The sequence below is a fragment of the Oceanobacillus luteolus genome (assembly GCF_023715655.1).
Lineage (GTDB): Bacteria > Bacillota > Bacilli > Bacillales > Amphibacillaceae > Oceanobacillus > Oceanobacillus luteolus.
On sequence record NZ_JAMBON010000024.1, the window covers coordinates 1 to 20,339 of the forward strand.

Genomic DNA, 20,339 nt, shown 5'->3' on the forward strand with positions numbered 1-20,339 from the left:
TAGGGGGTGAACAGTTTAGCTGACGGGATCTAGTCCCACGGGTGCGACGTTCTACCCCGACTACCGTAATAATAAAACCTTATAAAAAAAGGTCAACCAGTAATTTCTGGCTAACCTTATATTACGAACGAGTGCAATAGTTAAACAAGGTGATCCTAATGAGGTCGCCTTTTTCTTATGATTAAAGTTCTGATTTTATTATTGGAATATTATGTTAGTATTTAGATAGAGGTTATTGTACTATAGGGGCAGCATTCCTGTAATGAACTAAAATGCGGGTTGTGTAAAAAAATAACCTCCTGATAGAATAAGAGAGTCCAAAAGCTTGCAGGCATTTATAGGACAAACTTATAAACCAGGAGGCTAATCAAGTGAATTATAACCAAAACAAAAAGATTGCACAAATTACTTCTCAAACTCTAATTATAGGTGTCGATATTGCGAAGTTCAAGCATGTTGCTAGGGCACAGGATTTTAGAGGAATTGAGTATGGAAAGCCATGTTACTTTGAAAACACGAAAGATGGTTTCCAAGATTTTATTAAATGGATTACCTTTATTATACAGGAACAGGGCATGAATAAAGTGATAGTCGGTATGGAACCAACTGGTCATTACTGGCTGAATTTAGCTCACATTCTTAAAGAAAATGATATTAAGTTTGTGGCTGTTAACCCACTTCACGTAAAGAAATCGAAGGAATTAGACGATAATTCACCAACTAAAAATGATGTGAAGGATGCCAAAGTAATGTGGAACATGAAGGATATGTCGAAGTGCATAGTGCCTTTCATGGTGAACAGAACAATCAAAATGGTGTATCGAATCTGTTTGAAAGAATCCTATCAAGGACCAACTTAAATCAAGCTTACCTCCAAGTAGTCAGGAATAAGGGGGCAGCTGGGGTGGACGGTATGACGTACGACCAGCTACTTCCATACTTGAGGGAACATAAAGAGGAATTATTAACCCAGTTACATCAAGGAAAGTACAAACCACAACCCGTTTAACGGGTTGAAATTCCCATACCAGATGGTGGAAAGAGAAAACTGGGGGTTCCTACAGTCATCGACCGAATGCTTCAACAAGCTATCAACCAAGTGTTACAACCAATATTTGAACCAACATTCTCCGATAATAGTTTTGGGTTTCGTCCAAAACGTAGTGCACATGATGCCATCATACGGGCGAAATCGTACTACGAACGGGTGCTTTAGTGCAATAATGAAAATAGAAAAAAGGCTTAGAGATGAATTTTCACTAATCCTTTTTCTTTGTGAAATACCATATAATTTTGTCTGTAATTTATTTTTTGCAACCACAAGTAAAGCCGTTACTTATAAGTTGAATGTTATATTGTATCCTAGTGGGAGGCTAGCTTCACAGGCCAATCGTATAATGCTGCCATTCAAAAGGTAACAAAGCCTGGTATTTCTTCTGTAAAAAACGATCATCAATCAAGGCGATGACGCCAGTGTCAGAATCCGTTCGTATCAGTCTCCCGCCTGCTTGCAGTACTTTATTCATTCCGGGATATACGTAAGCATAATCAAAGCCATTTTTTCCAACCGATTGGAAGTAATTCTTCATAATATCTCTTTCGAAACCGATTTGTGGCATACCGACTCCGACTACAATGACACCCTCTAATCTGTCTCCTTTTAAGTCCACACCTTCAGAGAAGATTCCTCCAAGTACCGCAAATCCGACCAATCTTGTGTCACGTTCCGAGTTAAATTCCGCCAAAAAGTCTTCCCTTTCTGCTTCAGACATTCCGATATCTTGAATGATTGTAGACACGTCAGGATAATGTTCAGTAAATTGTTCATATGCATTTCTCATATATTGATAGGAAGGGAAGAAGATTAGGAAATTGCCCTGTTTCCTATCCATCACCTCTTTGAAGAAGTGTACCATTGGCTCCATTGTCATCTCTCGATCGCGATACCTTGTCGAAAGCGGTTGAATGATTACTTCTATATTTTCCCTTGCAAAAGGGGATGGTATAGAGACTACATAATCATCCGGTTGTCCACCAAGTAAATCTTTATAATAACCTGCCGGGTGTAACGTGGCTGAAAAGAAAACTCGTGCTCTAAAACCTTTTCCAATTTTTAAAATTTGCTCGGAAGGATCCAGGCAAAATAGTTTCATTCTCACTTCACTTTTTTGCACTTCTATATAGATAACAAATTGCTCATTGTATAGCTCGGCAATTTTCACAAAGTTTTTGGCAGCAAAATACGTATCCAATAATAATTCATGCTCATTCTGGACAAGCTCAGCTTCAGCTTCCGTTATGAATGTTTCGCACAACGCTACGAGCTCCGTATCCAAGTCCTTACGTAAATAGTCCTCCGATTTCTTCACTTCTAATAAGTGGTCATTGATCGCTTTAGCAGCTGCGGCAAGGGAGCCGGTTTTAAATTCTCTTTTTAACTGTAAAAATGCGGACTTGTGAATTTCTGCAGAATACATTTCTCGCGCACGATCCACCAAGTTGTGCGCTTCATCTACGAGGATGGCCGTTTTCTTTTTCTGATCTTCCATCAACCGCTTCAGCGACACCCTCGGATCAAAAATATAATTATAATCACAAATGATGGCATCTACGGCATAAGCCAATTCAATGGAAAATTCAAACGGACAAACCCGATGCTTTCTAGCGTACTGTTCGATAATCGTCCGGTCGATCAGCTGTTCCTGTTCCAAAATGTCTATCATAGCCTCGTTAATCCGGTCATAAAAACCATTTGCAAAAGGACAATCTATACTTGTACAAATCGTTTCTTCCTGGAAACAAATCTTATCTTTAGCTGTTATCGTCAATACATGGATATCCAGGCCATGATCAATTAATAAACGAAATGCCTCTTCTGCTGCTGTTCTTGTAATTGTTTTTGCAGTCAAATAAAACATCTTCTCTAATTTGCCCTCGCCGATTGCTTTAACTGCAGGGAAGATAGTAGAAATTGTTTTGCCAATTCCGGTAGAGGCACTCGCAAACAATGTTTTTTTATCAGCGATGGTTTTATATACGGAACCTGCGAGTTTCCTCTGGCCCGCGCGGTAGGTTTCAAACGGAAACTCCAGTGTTTTACTTGTCTTATCTCGCATTCTTTTATGCTTGATCTTCACTTTTAAAAAGTGAGCATACTTCTCAATTACTTTATCAACGAAAGATTCCATTTCCTCATACGTCATCACTCGACGGAACTGTTTCTGTTCGAGTGTTTTTACTTGGACATACGTAAGTTGAATCGTCACCTCAGATAAATTATGATCTCCAGCATAAATGTAACCATAAAAAATAGCCTGTGCCCAGTGTACAGGATGGGAATCCTCGTGAACGTCATCCAAGGAGTGTACAGTGGATTTTATTTCATCAATGGTTATGGAATCTCCATCTTTAAGCAATCCATCGCAACGACCATCCACTCGAACAACGAAGTCCTCGTAAGGGATTTCTGCTTCTACAAAAACTTCCTTTTCGTCGTGTTCCCGGTAGCCTTTTTGGATTAATTGATGGATTCGAGTTCCTTCCGTCATTGTTGCTGCAGTACGAAAGCCAGACTCAATACTGCCACTCCGATACACGTATTCCACTAAATTTCTAACTGAAATTTTCACTACGTTTGTCATTTGATCACCTAATATTATTCATTAGTTTCAGTTTAACAGAGATTGAGTAGGTTTGGACCTCTATTTTAATGATGAGATATTTTCTTACTAGATTCATTTGATATGGACTTTTGATTAGCGACTCCAAAGGGTATAAAAAGTACGAATGAGTAAAACTTATAGTAAGGAAAGATTGAGCTAATCCGTATAATTGGAAAGGAGTAATCATATGAAACCATACGAAGGACTGAACAAAAATTATATATCTGGCCAATGGCGTGATGGGACAGGCAAAACCATTTATGAAGTAAAAAATCCCTATAATGATGAAGTGCTGCAGAAAATAAAAACGGCAAGTAAAGAAGATGTAGATGAAGCTTATCAATCTGCTGAACAAGCCAAAGAGGAATGGTTAAAATACAATCCATTCGAACGCTCTTCTATTATGGAAAAAGCAGTGCAGATTATTGAATCAAGAAGAGAAGAATTTGTTGAACATTTAATTAGGGAAGGCGGTTCATCCCATCTGAAGGCTAACGTTGAAATTGACTTTGTTATTGCGATTACGAGGGAAGCAGCTTCTTTTCCACTTAGAATGAATGGAGAAATTGTTCCTTCCCTTGTTCCAGGAAAGGAAAATAGAATATACCGCAAGCCGCTAGGGGTAGTTGGAGTAATTGGGCCATTCAACTTTCCGATGTATCTTGCGATGCGGTCAGTAGCACCGGCACTGGCTGTCGGTAATGGGGTCGTACTGAAACCAGATGAGCAAACAGCAGTAACCGGAGGAATATTACTTGCAAAAGTATTTGAAGAGGCGGGATTGCCAAAAGGAGTTTTTAATGTTGTTGTTCCAAAATTAGAAGAAATCGGCGATGCATTTGTAGAACACCCTATTCCGCGGTTAATTTCATTTACAGGGTCCACACCAGCGGGACGGCATATTGGTGAAATATGTGGAAGAAATATTAAAAAAGCTGCACTTGAGCTGGGAGGGAACAACCCGCTTGTAGTGCTTGGTGATGCAAAAGTGGAAAGTGCGGTGAATTCCGCATTGTTCGGTAAATTTATGCATAATGGACAAATATGTATGGCTATTAATCGAATCATCGTTCATAAAGATTTATATGAAGAATTTATGGAGAGATTTGTGGAAAAGACGAAGAAAATAAAAGTGGGAGACCCAAGCGACAAGGATAATCTAATCGGACCATTGATAAATCGGAAAGCAATTGATCGGATATTGGAACAAATTGAAACGGCTAAGAAACAAGGAGCTAAAGTTGTGCTGGAAGGAAAAGTAGAAGGCAATGTCATGCATCCTTATATATTAACAGGTACAAATGATGTGGCGACAGCTCAAAACGAAATGTTTGGTCCGGTTGCTACTATTATCTCCGCAGAAAGTGATGAAGAAGCAATCCGTATTGCAAATGATACCCCATTTGGATTGAGTGGGGCGGTTCATTCGGGTTCCCCAGAAAGAGGGGTAGAAGCGGCTAAACAGATTACTTCCGGCATGGTTCATGTGAATGATCAAAGTGTGAACGATGAACCGTTGATCGCTTTTGGAGGGGAGAAGGATTCTGGACTTGGCCGCTTTGGAGGGAAATGGTCACTAGAAGAGTTTACTACCGTCCAATGGGTTTCTGTCCAAACTGAAGAGAGAGAAAGTCCTTTCCATACGAATTATCTCGAATAAAAATAATGAAAGAGTGAAGAACCAGTATTGAGAACATTAAAATGCAGAGGGTAGCTCAAACCCTCTGCGTTTTTACCGTATAAGGAATCATGAATGCTTTTTATAAAGCCTTATTTCATTATGATACAAGAATATAACAAACTAAAAGACCCCGTTGGGTCTTTTGGTATCTATTAAAGGTCAGAAATCATTCCGCCATATACAACAAATTGAGCACCAGTTGAGTAGCTAGAATCATCGGAAGCAAGATAGACAACTAGGTTAGATACTTCTTCTACTTCTGCTCTTCTTCTTAATGGAATATCTTGTTCTAGTTGCTTCAAATATTCTTCCACATCTGGTTGATCTGCCATTGGTGTTTTGATAATTCCAGGGTGTACGGAGTTCACTTCGATGTTATGTTGGCCAAGCTCCGCAGCCGCACCTTTTGTCATTCCAGTTACAGCGTGTTTGGATGCGCTGTAAGCAATAGCAGTTGGAGCACTTACCAAGACATCTACGGATGAAATATTAACAATGGAACCGACACCAGCTTTTTTCATGGAAGGGAGTACTTTTTGCATTCATAATAACACGCCAAGCTCGTCCACTTTAAAGGTTAATTCAAAGTTTTTTACAGTTAGTTCTTCTAATGGTTTGAAGATACCAATTCCAGCATTGTTTACTAGCACGTTTATCGGATCAAACGCTTCTTTCGTTTTTTCTACGACGTTTACCCAGTTCTCCTCATTAGCTACACCGAGTTGAAGGGCGATTGCGTTTTCACCTAACTCATCTGCTAGCTTTTGTCCACCTTCCAAGTTAAGGTCTGTAATTGCCACCTTTGCGCCTTCTTCTATAAATTTACGAGCATGCATAGCCCCCATCCCTTGTGCTGCACCAGTAATAATTGCTACTTTACCATCTGGTTTTCCCATGATGCTTACCTCCCGTTAAATAGAATGTCAAATCTTAAATTGAAAAATTTTAATCATCTATCCCACGATTTATACTATCATTTAAGGTATTTGTAATTAAGGGTATCTGTTTTAAGTATACTACATCATCAGAAAAAATTACATGCTAGTTTTATGCTTGGTTGAAATGAATGCTTAAGGGAGAAGGGTTAATTTAATCATGAACGTTTAGTTTTAAAGAGCCCAAGCTAGCCTTCAAAACCTGATTACTAGACCAATTCTGGAATATTATGTGGCTGTTGAACGTTGTTAATGTTCAAGTAATTTGTTCTACTGATGTCCTTGCCATCTTGTTGAAACAGCTTCCAACTTCTATTTGCATAATTGTATTCAAATTCCACATACTACTAACAAGAAGTATCGGTTAAAGGGGGTGCGGGGATGCGACTCAAAAGAAATAAATCCAAAAAAACTTTGATAAACCAGGCAAATATCTCCCTAGAAAATATTAAGAGTCAATTAAATCATACCAGCGATTTAAAAGAACGTGAAATACATAGCAATGGTCAAACCTATATTATCCTTTACATCAATTCATTAGTTGATCAGGAAAAGCTTGAGTCAAAGATAATTAAACCGCTTACGAAGATGGAAAACAACGATATATTAAATGAACTATATAGTCAGGAAATCAGCACTGCCGAAAGTAATAAAACAGCCACCAACGGATTGTTAGACGGATATTGCCTGCTAATAAAAAAAGACAGGAATAGTGAAGGGTTCCTGTTGAAAACAAACGCATCAACACATAGAGAAGTTTCAGAGCCTGTTGTAGAAAAAACAATCCTAGGGGCAAAAGTAGGTTTTGTTGAAAGCTTAGACAAAAACATTTTTTTACTTCGTGCTGTAACAAAATCAACCGATTTCACAGTTAAAAATTATACTTTGGGTTCCTCAACAACAACGAATGTATCACTAGTTTATTTGGAACATATGGCAAATCCGGAAATTATCAAAAAGGTTGAACAACGTATAAAAAGTATTACGCTTGATTCCATCCGATCAGAAGGAGATATTCAGGATTGCATTGAAGATCATACACTTACTCCATTTCCTCAGCTTTTACTGACGGAACGGCCAGATAAAGCTTCAGCAAATTTAAAGGACGGGAGGGTTGCTTTAATTACAGATGGAAGTCCTACTGTAATTATATTGCCAGCGACATTTATGACGTTCTTTCAAACGCCGGATGACTATATTACACGTTGGTGGTTAGGGTCATTTTTTAGATTTATACGTCTATTCAGCTATATCATTGCACTTATCCTACCGGCATTATATATTGCTTTCGTTTCATTCCACTATGAAGTCATTCCTTTGGAGCTTGTTTATTCGATGCAGTCTTCATTGAGTTACGTACCATTTCGGCCATTTATAGAGTTGATGATTATGCAGCTTTCCTTTGAATTGCTTAGAGAAGCGTCCATTCGACTGCCACCTTCCGTAGCCACGACTTTTGGGATTGTCGGCGGGCTAGTTGTAGGAACCGCTATGGTTGAGGCAGGAATTGTCTCCTATGGTGGTCTTATAGTTGTTGCATTAACATCCGTCTCATCTTTTGTTCAGCCAAATATAGAAATGAGCAGCTCGATTCGTGTCTTAGGATTTCCTTTAATGCTAATAGCAGCTATATTCGGGTTTTTTGGAATTGTAATTGGAGTGTTATGTGTGTTAATTCACTTGTCCCGCCTTACTTCATTCGGTTTTCCATATTTTTCGCCTATTGTTCCATTGAACATAAAGGATTTTAAAGACACAATTATTCGTATTCCTTCATGGATGATGTATAAACAGCCTAAAGATTCCCCTCATTTCAAGCAGGAAAAACAATCAAGGAAGTGGAAACTAGATGACAGTGAAGGGCCGTATTAGTTCTGTAAATTTATTTTATGTGCTGGCGCAAACGATGATAGGAGTTGGCTTGTTATCATTACCTCACCAAACACATCATACAGCAGGCAGTGACGGATGGATTTCTATTTTAATTACTGGATTTTTTATTCAACTAATTGTACTGATTATCTGGTTACTATGCAGAAAGTTCCCCAATCTTACTTTATTTGATTTTTCTAAAGTAATCGTGGGGAAAACGCTTGGAACGGTAGTAAACTTTTTATATATTATTTATCTGCTGACTATCATTTGTTATATCTTCATTGTGTATACAGATACTTTAAAACGATGGATACTCCCTGAGACTCCAGGATGGATTTTACTTTTGATATTATTCGTTCTACTTATTTATGGGAGTATTTGTACGATAAAAAATGTGATATCTTTATTTTCTTTTCTATTCTTGTTTATCCCGCTTTTATTCCTTATTACATTTTTTGTCTATCATGATCCATCCATAGATGTTCGCTATCTCTTCCCTATTGGTCACAGCGGTGGATGGAATATTCTTAAAGGTACAAAGGATACTTTTGTATCTTTCATAGGCTATGAGACGTTACTTATTTATTTTGCTTTTATGAAGCGGTCCAAAAGTATCTCGGCGCTGAAAGGGGCATTTTTCGCAATATTATTTGTAACCACTTTTTTAATGTATATTGTAATGATAAGTACGATGATGCTTAGCCCGGAAGAAATGAAAATCACTCGGGAACCTGTTCTATACATACTAAGTGCAGTAGAAATAAGATTGTTAAGCCGATTAGATTTAATATTTCTTTCTTTCTGGTGTATGGTAGTTTTTGCTACTATTATCAGCTACTCCTTTTCAGCAAGTATGGGAATAAGTAAATTAATCCGTATCAAACATAAATTTGCTGTGATGTTAGCTGGAACATTCGTGTTTATCGTTTCGATAATATTTTATTATATGGAGGTTACCTTGCTTGAAAAATGGTTAAAGCATTTTAGTTTAATTTTCGGCGTTATTATCCCTATCTTATTGCTTTTCATAACCATTATTTTTAAAAGAGAGGCGGCATCAACCGATGAGGAAAAGGAAAACTAAGCTCGTCTTGCTCTTCTTTATTCTTCCATTACTAGCTGGGTGCTGGGATGAAAGACTTCTAAAGAATTCCCGTACGGTGTATTTATCAGGTTTTGACTTGAATGAAAATGGTGATTATCAAATAACTTCGATTATTAGAGATATGAATATTAGTGAGTCAAGCAGGGGGGAAATCTCTATATCGAATAAACTGGTAACTGGAAATGGAAGTTCAATAAAAGAGGCAAGCGTGACAATTGACAGGAGCGTAGCTGGTAATTACGATCCCGCAAAAGGAAGAGCTTTAATCTTAGGAATCGACGTCGCCAAAGGTGATATTTATAATGTGCTGGATGCTGTTTACCGGGATCCAAGGGTGGATTTAAACGCCAAAATTGTTGTGACAGATAACAGTGCAAATGAGATTATTACCCATTTGTCCGAAAATGAAGTCGAAAAAGGGGGATACCTGTACGAATTGATTCACAGCAGTGAAATAAATTCGGAAATTCAGGATATTACACTGAGATCCATTCGCACCTATTTGTTTGATGAAGGAAAAGACTTCATGCTACCTTATTTGAGCAAGGACGAGGATAATAAAGTAAAAATAAATGGGGTTGCTCTTTTTCATGACCAAAGCTTTACAGGACAGTTTCTTACCCCTGCTGAAAGTACTTTGCTATTATTATTTATGGAAACAAAATCTCAACAGGCACTCTTAACAGAGCAGTTAGACAAAGAAGCTAATGTATCCGTCAGCTATAATGTTAAAAGCGTATCTAGAAAACTTAAACTGGAGAAAAAAGATAAGGTACATGCTGACATTTTGTTGGAATTGGACGTGGAGATTGTTGACTATCCTCCAGATCATTTAAATAAGCAGAGTCGAATCAGCTTTTTAGAAAGACAATTATCAAAGATTCTCACTGAAAAAGCGGATGCTCTCTTCAAAAAACTTGCGGAAAATCAAAGTGACATACTTGGATTAGGTAGAGAAATGATCGCCTTTCATCCATCTATATGGGAGGAAATAAAGGGAGAAAATTATTATGAGCAAATCCTTGTGAATCCCACGGTAAAAGTCAATGTTAGAAGTAGCGGAATCACTTTGTGATCACTGGAATTTTTCAACTTTTCTTTTGTGTATTTATTAGTGTTGGCGGGGTCCGATTATGATATATATGAAAGATTTATTTAAAAAGCCCAACTAGTAAATTGGGCTTTTAATGATTTCTAACTGTTTTCAAACTGAGGGTATTATAAAACGGCTGTCGTTGATGAATTATCCGAATTACTTACCGTTCTTGAAATTACTGAACCAATTATATTGGTTGGTCATTCGTATGGCGGGTTGTGTGTCCAACATTTTGCTAAAACTTACCCTCACAAAGTTGCAGGAATATTTTTGGTGGATTCAACTTCCGTAGACCTACACAAATTGGACGAGTTGGATTTGGGTGAAGATGAGACGGATGAAGCTTGGTTAGAGAAATGTAAAACGTATTCTTTAATGGAAAAAGAGCAGTTAAGGAAAATTTTAAAACCTACTCTCCCAGAAAAGCTACAATCCTTACCTAACGAGATGAAACAAAGGTTATTAGACTTTCAAATAAGACCTTCTTTATACAAAGCGATGTATTCTGAAATAAGCAATTGGAAAAAAGATGCTGAGATGATTAAAACGATAAGAAATACTATTCATGTTCCGCTAATTGTTTTAGGAAGAGATATGGAGTATTGCATTCAAGTAGGAACACAGAGCGGCCTATCAAAAGAGGAAATAGGCATTTTTGAAGCGAAGTGGAAAGAACTCGTTAAGAGGCAGGCCAAACTTTCCAACATGAGTAAAATTGTATTCGTAAAAAATGCCAGCCATTCTATACATACGGATAGACCAGATATGGTCATTCAATCCATTTTGGAGATCGTAAATAAAGAAACTTAAAGTAACATTCATATAGGAATTGCACCTTTATTATAAATTAAACTAAAGGGGTAAGTTCTGCATAGAAATAAACAGGGGGTGATGATTTTGTTTCGGAAATGGTTTTACGGAATACTAGCTATATTGGGTTTTATTGGATTATCGTTGATTTAATGATGGTTGTTCCATTTGCCACAAACCAAATAATCGCTTCTGCAATCGTTATCGTTTTCTATTTGTATCTGTTATATCTGATTACATTCCGTAAGATATTTTAAATAAACAGTTGGCGATAGTTCAAAGAGGATTATCGCTTTTTCAATGGAAAATATTACAATCATATTAAGGAAGAAACACTAGACACCCTCGATAACCACTTATAAACACCACTAAATGTCATGATTAAGGTGGTTATTACAATAATCACCTATATCGTTTTTCGTCATAATTTGTTAACAAGATATCATTACTTACCAATATGAATTTAATATCGCATTGTTATACTTAGATAGTATAAAGAAAATGAGGGGAGGAGCTAAGGTGAAATTTATACAAGCTTAGCTCTTAAAATTCTTCTATTTGCTCCTTGCCGTTAAGTTTCATATCCACTTGCAATTAACATTATTTACATCTTCAAAAAGACCAAGAGAAGGAGAGATAAGAGTGAAAAAGTCTATTTTTCTTTTATTAGTTGGCTTTCTTTTGATTTTTGGTTTTTCAACCCAAGCTAGTGCAGATAATCAGTCAACCTGGTTTGCTACGGAAGAAGATAGTAGATGGAATATGACGATGAAAATAACTGGTACGGAAAAAGATATGCAAATAAATTTGGAAGATCTATGGAAAGTGAATAAAGCAACAGGTGAGAGCATTTATTATGCCAGCGATTTTCTTCCTCTAGATGGAAGGCTCTGCAATGCGTCTACAGGTGATTGTACTCCGTATGAGTCCTTTCAAGACGATAACTTTGGAACGATTGAATTCACCAACATGAAGCCAGGAACTTACCACCTTGAAATTATAGATTGGGAGCCGGAATATACATATCAAGGGTATGTATCAGACAAGGTTAATTAAAGTATTTATAAATCGCTTCCTTTAGGAATCTGAAAAGGTAGATAGGACAAGATAATCACTCGATCTTTAAAGAAGGAGACCCCCTGTTTCGTTGAAGCTATACATTGTGGCAGTGAGACTTTGTTCAGCAATAGCCTCATTAAATGGAGTTACAATTTGTGAAAAAATGAAATTAAAAAAGTTGTAAAGAAGAAGGATTTATTCATTCTCTGTTGAAATATTAAGATAACAAAATTTGTTTTAGCTAATAGAAAACGAAGGATATCATTGTTCAGAGATATAATAAACAACTTATTTTGAGAAGGAGGGGTCCCATGAATGATTCAGACCGGCAAAAAATGAAAGAAGCGATTAAAAAGGCTTCTGAGATGAACCGTGCACTTATGGAGGAATTTGATAATTTGTTGAATGAAAATAAAAAACTCGAGGAAGAAAATAAAAAGTGGCGCGAGTACTATGAATCCGGTTCAAGCATCTATAAAAGAAGCCAGGGTAATCAGCAGGCTGATTATAGTAGGGAAAGATCTAAAGTTTAATTGTTCGAAAAAACTGCTTTACTTGAAAAGGTATAAAAAAGGACTGCATTTTGCAGTCCTTTTTCACGTGAAGTACTAACATAAACATGACTTTATTCCTTGCATTTAATCTTCAAAGTCGACTTCCAATATTTCACCTGTCAAGGCGTCAATCGTCATTTCCACTTCACCGCGGTTTGTTTCAAGTTCGATTTCGTATTCATAACGATTGTCGTCTTCATCCAAATCAAATTCCACTACCTTGCCGCCAACTTGATCGATAGCGATTTTCTTCGCTTCGGCAGCAGAGATGATGTTCTTCATCGTTTCGTTTTCTTTATCATCATCATTATCATCCGCTTCTACTTTTAAAACTTCTCCAGTATAGGCTTCGATATAGATGTCATATTCCGCTTCTCCATTTTCAATATCAACTTCATAATAGACAAATCCGTCTTCACTTTCCAATTCGATATCATCAATATGACCATCTTGTTCCGATAGCGCAATTTCTTTTATCTTATCACTTGAAAGCAAGTTTTTTTCTTCTGAAACATTTGCCGTTTTTGCTACACTTTCTGCTTGAACAGCTTTATCTTCCATATTGGCCTCATTACTGTCGTTGGTAGATGCCCCTATGATAGATGCCCCACCTAATAAAATTCCAGCCGTTACGATTCCGGTTACTAATATCTTTTTCATTTTACTTCCTCCTTTGAACTTCTACTTCTACTATAACCAGTTCAATTTAGAACAAGCTGAGATTAAGATTAGAATTTGATTAGAAATAAAATAGAATCAGGTTACCTCTTGATTTTTTATGACTCCGCCCCCGTACATTGCCAATAGAAGAATAAAAGATTATCATCACGAACCTGAGCTTCACAAGTTGAATAACTAACTAGAAAGTACAGGTTTTTCCGTTAAAGGATTCGATTCTTCAAGAAGGAGATTCCACCATTTTTGTAGAAGTATAGTGGCAGGTTGCTGGAAAAAGATTTCTTTATGTGGGCACAGACAATTTGCCTAATACATATAAATATATGAGTGGACCTTTCTGAACGGAGGAAAATTGCAAATGTATGAAGGTTATTATAGTAATTCGCCTCAACCAATGCAGCAAGCCCAAGAAATCGCCCTAAAAAGGGTACCTGGAACAATTCAGCACGTAGATATGGATTTAGAGAATGGCGTTTTAGTTTATGAAGTTATTATCTTAACTCCGGATAACTGAATATTTGAAGTGGAGATTCTTGCAAAAACAGGAAGAATCTTAAAAGTCGATCAAGAAGATGATTATGATTAATACAGATTAAAACTCTCGTCCTCGAGGATTATTTCTTATGGGTGGGAGTTTTTCCTATTGAACATTAAAGAAAGGGGATTAAGTATGGAGAACATAGAAATTGTGAAAAAGTTTTATGATGAAACAGTAGACTATGAATGGGAACGGCTTGAGCGCCACAAAGTCGAATTCGAACTTACCAAACGATATTTGAACCGATATATAAAGCCAGGGGACAAAGTGCTGGATCTTGGTGGCGGACCTGGCAGGTATTCTTTATACCTCGCTGAACTTGGTTGTGCTGTAACGTTGGCTGATCTATAGGAAAAAAATGTGGAATTTGCCTTGAATAAGGCAAAAGAACAAGGTCTTGCTCTTCATGGATTACAAGTAGATGCACGTGACTTAACATCTATTAAAGATAATCAATTCAACCACGTTCTATGTATGGGACCGATGTACCATCTTAAAAATGAGGATGATAGGGCTAAAATCGTAACAGAATGTCTAAAAAAACTAAAGTCTCATGGGATACTTTTCGTAGCTTTTATTTCTTCTTATTCATTTGTGTGGGATTATCTAATACGTAACCCAGAATTTATTTTAGATAGCGATAGAAGAGTAGAGCTGAATAAAATGGTGGACGGAAAAGACTTTGCTGGAAAAGGATTCTCAGATAACTTTTATATATCTCCTAAAAACGTACTTCCGTTTTTCGAACGGTTTAATCTTGATAAACTTCATTTACTAAATAGTGAAAGTTTCTTATACCTTCGTGAACCAGAATTACTTCAACAGAAACCAGAAGTGATAAATGCTTGGTTAGATCTGGCAGAGCAGGTATGTGAACGGGAAGATTTACTTAGTATGGCAGAACATATTATGTATATTGGCAAAGCAAAGTAAATCCACCACTAAACCATCATTATAGTATATAAAAGTAAGGGCGAGTTCTGAGCTATTCAGGATGAAATTATTTCAAAAAAAGGGGGATTACCCAGATGTTTGAAAAGTTTAATTTTGACTTAATTTATCGTGAGCGAGATGATTTTACCCCTTTAGTTGTAATGATGTGTGGTGTGGCTGGTTCTGGGAAAACTACATTCTCACAACAATTAGAAAAAGCAGGTTTTGTACGTCTTTCTATTGATGAAGAGATATGGGCTACGAATGGTCGTTATGGGATTGATTATCCCATTGAAAAGATTGAGGAATTCAAGAAAGAGGCGGAAAGCAAATTGCGCAATCGTTTAATCAAGCTGATTCACGATAAACGACATGTTGTAATTGACTTCAGTTTTTGGAATCGTGAAAGCAGAGACCAGTATAAACAAGTTATTGAAAAGAACGGGGGTAAATGGAAACTTATTTATTTGAAAGTTCATCCTGATGATTTGCGTGATCGGCTTAAGATAAGAAATAACCGGTTTGATGCTAATGCGTTTCCTATTACAGAAGAAATCTTAACTTCTTTTCTTACTAGTTTTGAAACACCAAAAGGTGAAGGGGAACTTGTAATTGAAAATTAGACTATCAAATAATAACCATTTAGACTTATTTTAACTTCAACTAACAGAAGGAAGGTTGCGAATTATTGAATATAAAAAGCATTTCACTTTAGAAGATTCCTCCAAAATGAAATGCTTTAATTTTTCCTTAATTAAAGAGCAGCAATACGTTCACGATCGTCTGCTGTTAGTTCAAAGTCAAAAATATTTATACCTTGTGCTTGACGCTCTTTATGATGTGACTTAGGAATGACGATGACATCACGCTCAATTAGGTAACGTAATACAACTTGAGCATATGTCTTTCCGTACGGCTTACCAATTTCTTCAAGAACCTGCTTAGCATTTTCGTTGATCCCGCCTAATGGAGACCATGCTACCGTTGCGATATCATGCTTTTTATTATAAGCAGTTAATTCTTCATTCCATTTACCAACGTGTGATTCAATTTGGTTAACAGCGGGTTTAATTTTGCCGTTTTCAAGAATTAAATCAAGATGTTCTTTTTGAAAGTTGGAAACCCCGATTGATTTGAACACACCGCGGTTATAGTACTCCTCTAAAATATTCCAAGCTTCTATGATTTCTTCCTGATTATCCCATGGGAAGTGGATAAGGAATAAATCAATATAATCTGTTTGTAATTTCTCTAAGCTTTTTTCAATTTCAGCATGGGCCCAGTCTGCACCACTGAATCCTTCATATGTATTTAACTTCGTCGTGATAAAAAATTCTTCACGTGGCAGGTTGGATTTTTTTAATCCTTCTCCAAGAACTTCTTCATTATTATAAATTTGAGCAGAGTCAAAATGACGATAGCCATTTTCAATGGCCCAGTCAATCTCTTGAGTGTCTCCTCTTAAGGCACCTGTGTATTGGTTACCCTCTTTACCGAATGTATTTGTACCACTGCCGACAATTGGAATTTCCACGTTATTGTTCAATTTAATATTTTTCATCCTAATTCCTCCTATGCTTTTTTCTTACGATACCCTTTATTATGGGGATTTAAAAGGTATTTTAAATTAACACCGAGAATCAACCTACAGTCTATCGTTAGGAGATCTTTACGGATATGTTCTCTGCATGGATTTAAAGTGCTCTCTCTTTAATTAATTATGGCATATATTGGTAATTTATGTGAAATATGTGCGTCAAGGCTTCACTTTATAGTGTAGAGTAATTTAAATTGCTTATCAAAATTAATCGATCTAGTTCCACAAAGTGAAACTTTAATTAGCTATTTCTGGAAAATCAGAATACAAGGAGATTATCAAGCGTTATTACAATAAGAGGAGCATAGTAAAGAAGGATATATGCCCTAATTTGTTGAATGTAAAAAGGAGTGACTTACTGTGGCTAGATAGATTAATAATCTAGGGGGGGGAATGATGAGGAAAGTTTTATACATAGCTATATTTCTGGGGTTTATTCTAATTATATATAGTGAAGAAGAGAATGTTATAGATATTTTAGATGTTCCACCAACTTTAAGTGTGGAGCAAAAAGAAAATCAAAATGACATAGATCAAATTACGGGTGTAGTGTGTTGGGGTAATTGTACGAATGATGATCGTAGTTTTAGTTTAAATGATATGGATGATTACACTCTAAATTCGTTATCCATTAATTATATAAAAGAGGATACCATTTTTCAAATAACCCATGAAGGTCCAGAAGCGGATATGTATGGATATATCGCGGAAATTGAAAAAGGTGACAGTAGTGCAGGTTATAGCATTTCGATAGAAACTAATGAATTCCAGTCTTTTAATGATGATGGAATATATTTAGTTGTAGCACAGTGGTTTGATAAGAATGAATGGATAGGGTGTGTTTATTCCCTCTATAAAGTTGAAGTAGAATAAAACCATTTCAAACTGAATACTTCTAACGCGCGCTTTAATTTAGTGAAATTCGTAATATTAAACAAGTACATATTAAAAGGGGTAATACAATGAAATTTTATAATAAGGTAGCATTGATTACCGGTGGTACTTCGGGCATTGGATATTCTGTTGCTGAAAGCTTAATGAAAGAAGGGGCCAAGGTTGCTATAGTTGGAAGAAATGCGGAAAAGGGTGAAAAAGCATTACAAAAATTAAAGGAAATTCACTCTGAAGTTATGTATCTATCAGCTGATATCAGTAATTCTAATGATGTTAGAAATATGGTGAGAAAGACTGTATCGACGTTTGGTCATTTAGATTTTGCATTCAATAATGCGGGAAATGCCGAAGGAAAACCAGCTCTTACACATGAGTATAGCGAAGATGATTTTGATAAGATGATGGGAGTTACAATCAAAGGGGTTTGGCTATGCCTGAAATACGAAATTCAAGAGATGCTTAAAACTGGTGGAGGATCGATAGTGAACACTTCTTCATTAGATGCACTTATCTGCTCAGCAGGTACAACTGCATACGCGGCCGGGAAAAGTGGAGTGATTGCTTTAACAAGAGCTGTTGCTCAAGAGTATGGATCCTACGGGATACGAGTAAATACGGTGACACCTGGTGTAATTAGGACACCAATGATTGAAAGTAAGTTAAAAGATTTAACAATGGAACAAGCAAAGGTATTAGAAGGAAAATACAGTAATTCCAATGCGACTGGAAGAATAGGCGAACCTGAAGAAGTTGCGGCAGCCGTTATTTGGTTATTGTCTGAAGAAGCCAGTTATATCACAGGGCAGAATTTAATCGTAGATGGTGGAGTGAGTTTTATTCATTGAGCTGATGGATAGGACTTTAATTTTCAGGAGATATGTAGGGGTTGGAGAAAAATGATGAAAACAATATCCCATATGCCAAAAGGATATGTATGTCCATTTTGCCAAGTTACTATGGGTTTAGATGTACCAGGTAAAGGAACAAAACAAAATGATGTGATATTCCAAAATGATTATGTAACAGCTTTTGTAGCTAGTAAATGGTGGCCGAACAATAAAGGACACGTTCTCGTTGTTCCTAATCAGCATTTCGAAAATATTTATGAACTCCCACCAGAATATGCAGCTGAAATTCATCGAGCCGCACAACTTACAGCTTTCGCAATGAAAGATACATATAGTTGTGATGGTATTACTACTCGTCAGCATAATGAACCAGCCGGTAGCCAAGATGTTTGGCACTATCATCTCCACGTTTATCCTAGATACAAGAAAGATCTATTCTATCTGACAAAAGGAATTCAAACCAATCCTGATAAACGAATAATGTATGCTAAAAAGCTGAGGACGTGGATAGAAAACCACCTACATAAATAGTTTACTTATTCTTCAGTTAGGATGTCATAGAAGATCCTTCTTAATCAACGAAAGGGAAGGTTTGTCAACTCCGAATGGAATCACTACTTTTAAACAGGAATTATCTGGATATAAGACTTCGAAAGGTGCAGTACAATTTCCGATTGGAAACCCGATTCCTTATGAATTAGTTAGTGAAATCGTAAAGTTTAAAGTCAATGAAAATAACAGTAAGGCAGAAAGTAAAATAAAGAAGAATAAATAATTTCAATGTTGTTGTATGTGGAGTGCCACTCTTTTTAGTATCAAGAAAATAAAGATTGTGTGAATGAGTTATTTCAAATGGGTTTCCGACGGGGCAGTGTTAGTGAGCCAGGGAGTTTTGAATTTTATGGTAATATATTGCTAGAGTGTCAAAGGGGGAGAAAGATGAAATTTTGTATGAATTTTGGTGATACAAATTTTATTGGAGTAGCAAATGCTGATACATACAACTCATTCGTAGACGAAGATTGGGAGTTAGATAATCTATTGCAGCATTTTGGAAATGAGATGAAACAAGGGCATATTTTAGTTTTTCAAATGACTGAGGAAGGAATTGAACATTCTTGGAGAGTCGATGTTAGAGTAGGAAGAGAAGAAATTGCTCAGAAATGCTATAGGAGAGCGGTAGGTTATATAGAAGTGACGGAAAATCAATTATATTTAGTGGACTATGACTGTCTTACAATGGCTGCTCAGTTTGAAGATGAAGAAGTTCCTGATGAAAATTGTTCCAAATATAAGATCGATATAGAAAATGGATTTTATAAGGTTGAAATAGCTCAATATTATAACGTTGATAAAGATGAATATGTTGGAATGAGGGAGACCGATATTTTAATGAATTTCATAAAGGTATCGGAAATTGAACCAATTGCTGAAAGTGTTTTTTGGTGTACATATTAAGTAGAATATAGCTGCACTCTGTTTCCTTCTTCAACTATAGGGTGCAATAGTTAAGGGAATGAATTTAGAGATTCCTGGGGGGACTCTAGTATGGAAATATGTCTAAGAGATAATAAAAAGGCATTAATAAGACTATATGAAGAAAAAGACTTTAATAAAATACAAGATTTAAACAAAGATGAAGGATGGACTAATTTGGTTGAGAATCAATCCGATACAAAGGAAGCATGGAAAAATTCCAATGTAGCTTATGTTGTTGAAATAGATGGTGATGGTGTGATCGGATATGTAAGGGGACTTACAGATACACGGATAAGTTTATTTATTTGTGAATTACTTATTGATAAAAAGTATAGAGGCTTAGGCATCGGGAAAAAACTTATTTACTATCTACATAATCTATACCCAACCACAAGAATTGAATTACTAGCAAATAGTTCATCTCGTTCATTTTATGAAGAACTAGGTTTTCGTGCTTTTAATGGATTCAGGAAATCAAGACTAGAATTTGATGTCTCAGATTGAAGGATCTGGAGCTCTAACATAAATTATTTTTCGTACAAGCGGGTTTCATCTTTTAGGCATCATTTTCGTTAAAAATAGTAATAGGAAGTTG

General features: G+C 36.4%; 19 protein-coding genes and 3 pseudogenes. 18 read left to right on the forward strand and 4 right to left on the reverse strand.

The features are described from left to right. Positions 1-371: 371 nt before the first annotated feature. Positions 372-752, forward strand: a pseudogene (locus M3210_RS13160) (IS110 family transposase); the annotation flags it as partial. A gap of 627 nt (positions 753-1,379) precedes the next feature. On the opposite strand, the gene M3210_RS13170 reads toward M3210_RS13160, so the two are convergent. Next, positions 1,380-3,641, reverse strand: coding sequence for an ATP-dependent DNA helicase (locus tag M3210_RS13170; RefSeq protein ID WP_251515202.1), 2,262 nt, complete (start codon positions 3,639-3,641; stop codon positions 1,380-1,382). 208 nt (positions 3,642-3,849) lie between these two features. On the opposite strand from M3210_RS13170, the gene M3210_RS13175 reads away from it, so the two are divergent. Continuing rightward, positions 3,850-5,322: an aldehyde dehydrogenase family protein gene (locus M3210_RS13175; protein WP_251515205.1), complete on the forward strand. Its 1,473-nt coding sequence runs from the start codon at positions 3,850-3,852 to the stop codon at positions 5,320-5,322. A 173-nt stretch (positions 5,323-5,495) separates the two neighbouring features. On the opposite strand, the pseudogene M3210_RS13180 reads toward M3210_RS13175, so the two are convergent. Then, positions 5,496-6,239, reverse strand: a pseudogene (locus tag M3210_RS13180) (SDR family NAD(P)-dependent oxidoreductase). Between the two features lie 420 nt (positions 6,240-6,659). Between M3210_RS13180 and M3210_RS13185 the strand changes: the two are divergent. The 6 genes and pseudogenes from M3210_RS13185 (at position 6,660) to M3210_RS13210 (ending at position 12,756) form a co-directional block, all read left to right on the forward strand. Then, positions 6,660-8,150 carry a spore germination protein gene (locus M3210_RS13185; protein ID WP_251515208.1) on the forward strand — a complete coding sequence of 497 codons (1,491 nt, stop codon included), beginning with the start codon at positions 6,660-6,662 and terminating at the stop codon, positions 8,148-8,150. Beyond that, positions 8,128-9,237 (forward strand): GerAB/ArcD/ProY family transporter, encoded by a 1,110-nt coding sequence (locus tag M3210_RS13190; RefSeq protein WP_251515211.1) that lies wholly within the window; start codon positions 8,128-8,130, stop codon positions 9,235-9,237. The genes M3210_RS13185 and M3210_RS13190 overlap by 23 nt, the downstream gene beginning before the upstream one ends. Then, positions 9,218-10,333, forward strand: coding sequence for a Ger(x)C family spore germination protein (locus M3210_RS13195; protein WP_251515214.1), 1,116 nt, complete (start codon positions 9,218-9,220; stop codon positions 10,331-10,333). Before M3210_RS13190 ends, M3210_RS13195 begins: the two co-directional genes overlap by 20 nt. Before the next feature lie 186 nt (positions 10,334-10,519). Next, positions 10,520-11,164: pseudogene (locus tag M3210_RS13200) on the forward strand (alpha/beta fold hydrolase); the annotation flags it as partial. Positions 11,165-11,806: 642 nt separating this feature from the next. Further along, entirely contained in the window at positions 11,807-12,220 is a 414-nt protein-coding gene (locus tag M3210_RS13205; protein WP_251515220.1) for a hypothetical protein, read from the forward strand. A 314-nt stretch (positions 12,221-12,534) separates the two neighbouring features. Then, positions 12,535-12,756, forward strand: a complete 222-nt coding sequence (locus tag M3210_RS13210) for a hypothetical protein (protein ID WP_251515222.1) — start codon at positions 12,535-12,537, stop codon at positions 12,754-12,756. Positions 12,757-12,861: 105 nt separating this feature from the next. On the opposite strand, the gene M3210_RS13215 is transcribed toward M3210_RS13210, so the two are convergent. Next, entirely contained in the window at positions 12,862-13,437 is a 576-nt protein-coding gene (locus tag M3210_RS13215; protein WP_251515225.1) for a PepSY domain-containing protein, read from the reverse strand. Positions 13,438-13,813: 376 nt separating this feature from the next. Here M3210_RS13215 and M3210_RS13220 point away from each other — a divergent pair, with 376 nt between their 5' ends. The 4 genes from M3210_RS13220 to M3210_RS13235 all read left to right on the forward strand — a co-directional run bounded on the left by M3210_RS13220 (position 13,814) and on the right by M3210_RS13235 (position 15,549). Then, complete coding sequence (locus M3210_RS13220; RefSeq protein WP_251515228.1) at positions 13,814-13,969, forward strand: PepSY domain-containing protein; 156 nt, start codon at positions 13,814-13,816, stop codon at positions 13,967-13,969. Positions 13,970-14,125: 156 nt separating this feature from the next. Beyond that, positions 14,126-14,344, forward strand: coding sequence for a class I SAM-dependent methyltransferase (locus tag M3210_RS13225; RefSeq protein ID WP_251515231.1), 219 nt, complete (start codon positions 14,126-14,128; stop codon positions 14,342-14,344). 9 nt (positions 14,345-14,353) lie between these two features. Continuing rightward, positions 14,354-14,926 carry a methyltransferase domain-containing protein gene (locus M3210_RS13230; RefSeq protein WP_349774357.1) on the forward strand — a complete coding sequence of 191 codons (573 nt, stop codon included), beginning with the start codon at positions 14,354-14,356 and terminating at the stop codon, positions 14,924-14,926. Positions 14,927-15,021: 95 nt separating this feature from the next. Continuing rightward, a complete protein-coding gene (locus M3210_RS13235; protein WP_251515237.1) occupies positions 15,022-15,549 on the forward strand; it encodes a P-loop nucleotide/nucleoside kinase family protein in 528 nt (175 codons plus the stop codon). Positions 15,550-15,680: 131 nt separating this feature from the next. On the opposite strand, the gene M3210_RS13240 is transcribed toward M3210_RS13235, so the two are convergent. Then, positions 15,681-16,487 (reverse strand): aldo/keto reductase, encoded by an 807-nt coding sequence (locus M3210_RS13240; protein WP_251515240.1) that lies wholly within the window; start codon positions 16,485-16,487, stop codon positions 15,681-15,683. 432 nt (positions 16,488-16,919) lie between these two features. On the opposite strand from M3210_RS13240, the gene M3210_RS13245 reads away from it, so the two are divergent. The 6 genes from M3210_RS13245 (at position 16,920) to M3210_RS13270 (ending at position 20,248) form a co-directional block, all read left to right on the forward strand. Continuing rightward, complete coding sequence (locus M3210_RS13245; protein ID WP_251515243.1) at positions 16,920-17,396, forward strand: hypothetical protein; 477 nt, start codon at positions 16,920-16,922, stop codon at positions 17,394-17,396. Between the two features lie 89 nt (positions 17,397-17,485). Beyond that, positions 17,486-18,262 carry an SDR family NAD(P)-dependent oxidoreductase gene (locus tag M3210_RS13250; protein WP_251515246.1) on the forward strand — a complete coding sequence of 259 codons (777 nt, stop codon included), beginning with the start codon at positions 17,486-17,488 and terminating at the stop codon, positions 18,260-18,262. 51 nt (positions 18,263-18,313) lie between these two features. After that, the gene (locus tag M3210_RS13255; protein ID WP_251515249.1) at positions 18,314-18,796 is read left to right on the forward strand and encodes an HIT family protein; all 483 of its coding nucleotides are present in this window, start codon (positions 18,314-18,316) and stop codon (positions 18,794-18,796) included. Between the two features lie 61 nt (positions 18,797-18,857). Continuing rightward, positions 18,858-19,040 (forward strand): hypothetical protein, encoded by a 183-nt coding sequence (locus M3210_RS13260; protein WP_251515252.1) that lies wholly within the window; start codon positions 18,858-18,860, stop codon positions 19,038-19,040. A gap of 176 nt (positions 19,041-19,216) precedes the next feature. Beyond that, entirely contained in the window at positions 19,217-19,723 is a 507-nt protein-coding gene (locus tag M3210_RS13265; RefSeq protein WP_349774359.1) for a hypothetical protein, read from the forward strand. Positions 19,724-19,813: 90 nt separating this feature from the next. After that, complete coding sequence (locus M3210_RS13270) at positions 19,814-20,248, forward strand: GNAT family N-acetyltransferase (RefSeq protein WP_251515258.1); 435 nt, start codon at positions 19,814-19,816, stop codon at positions 20,246-20,248. Positions 20,249-20,339: the final 91 nt, after the last annotated feature.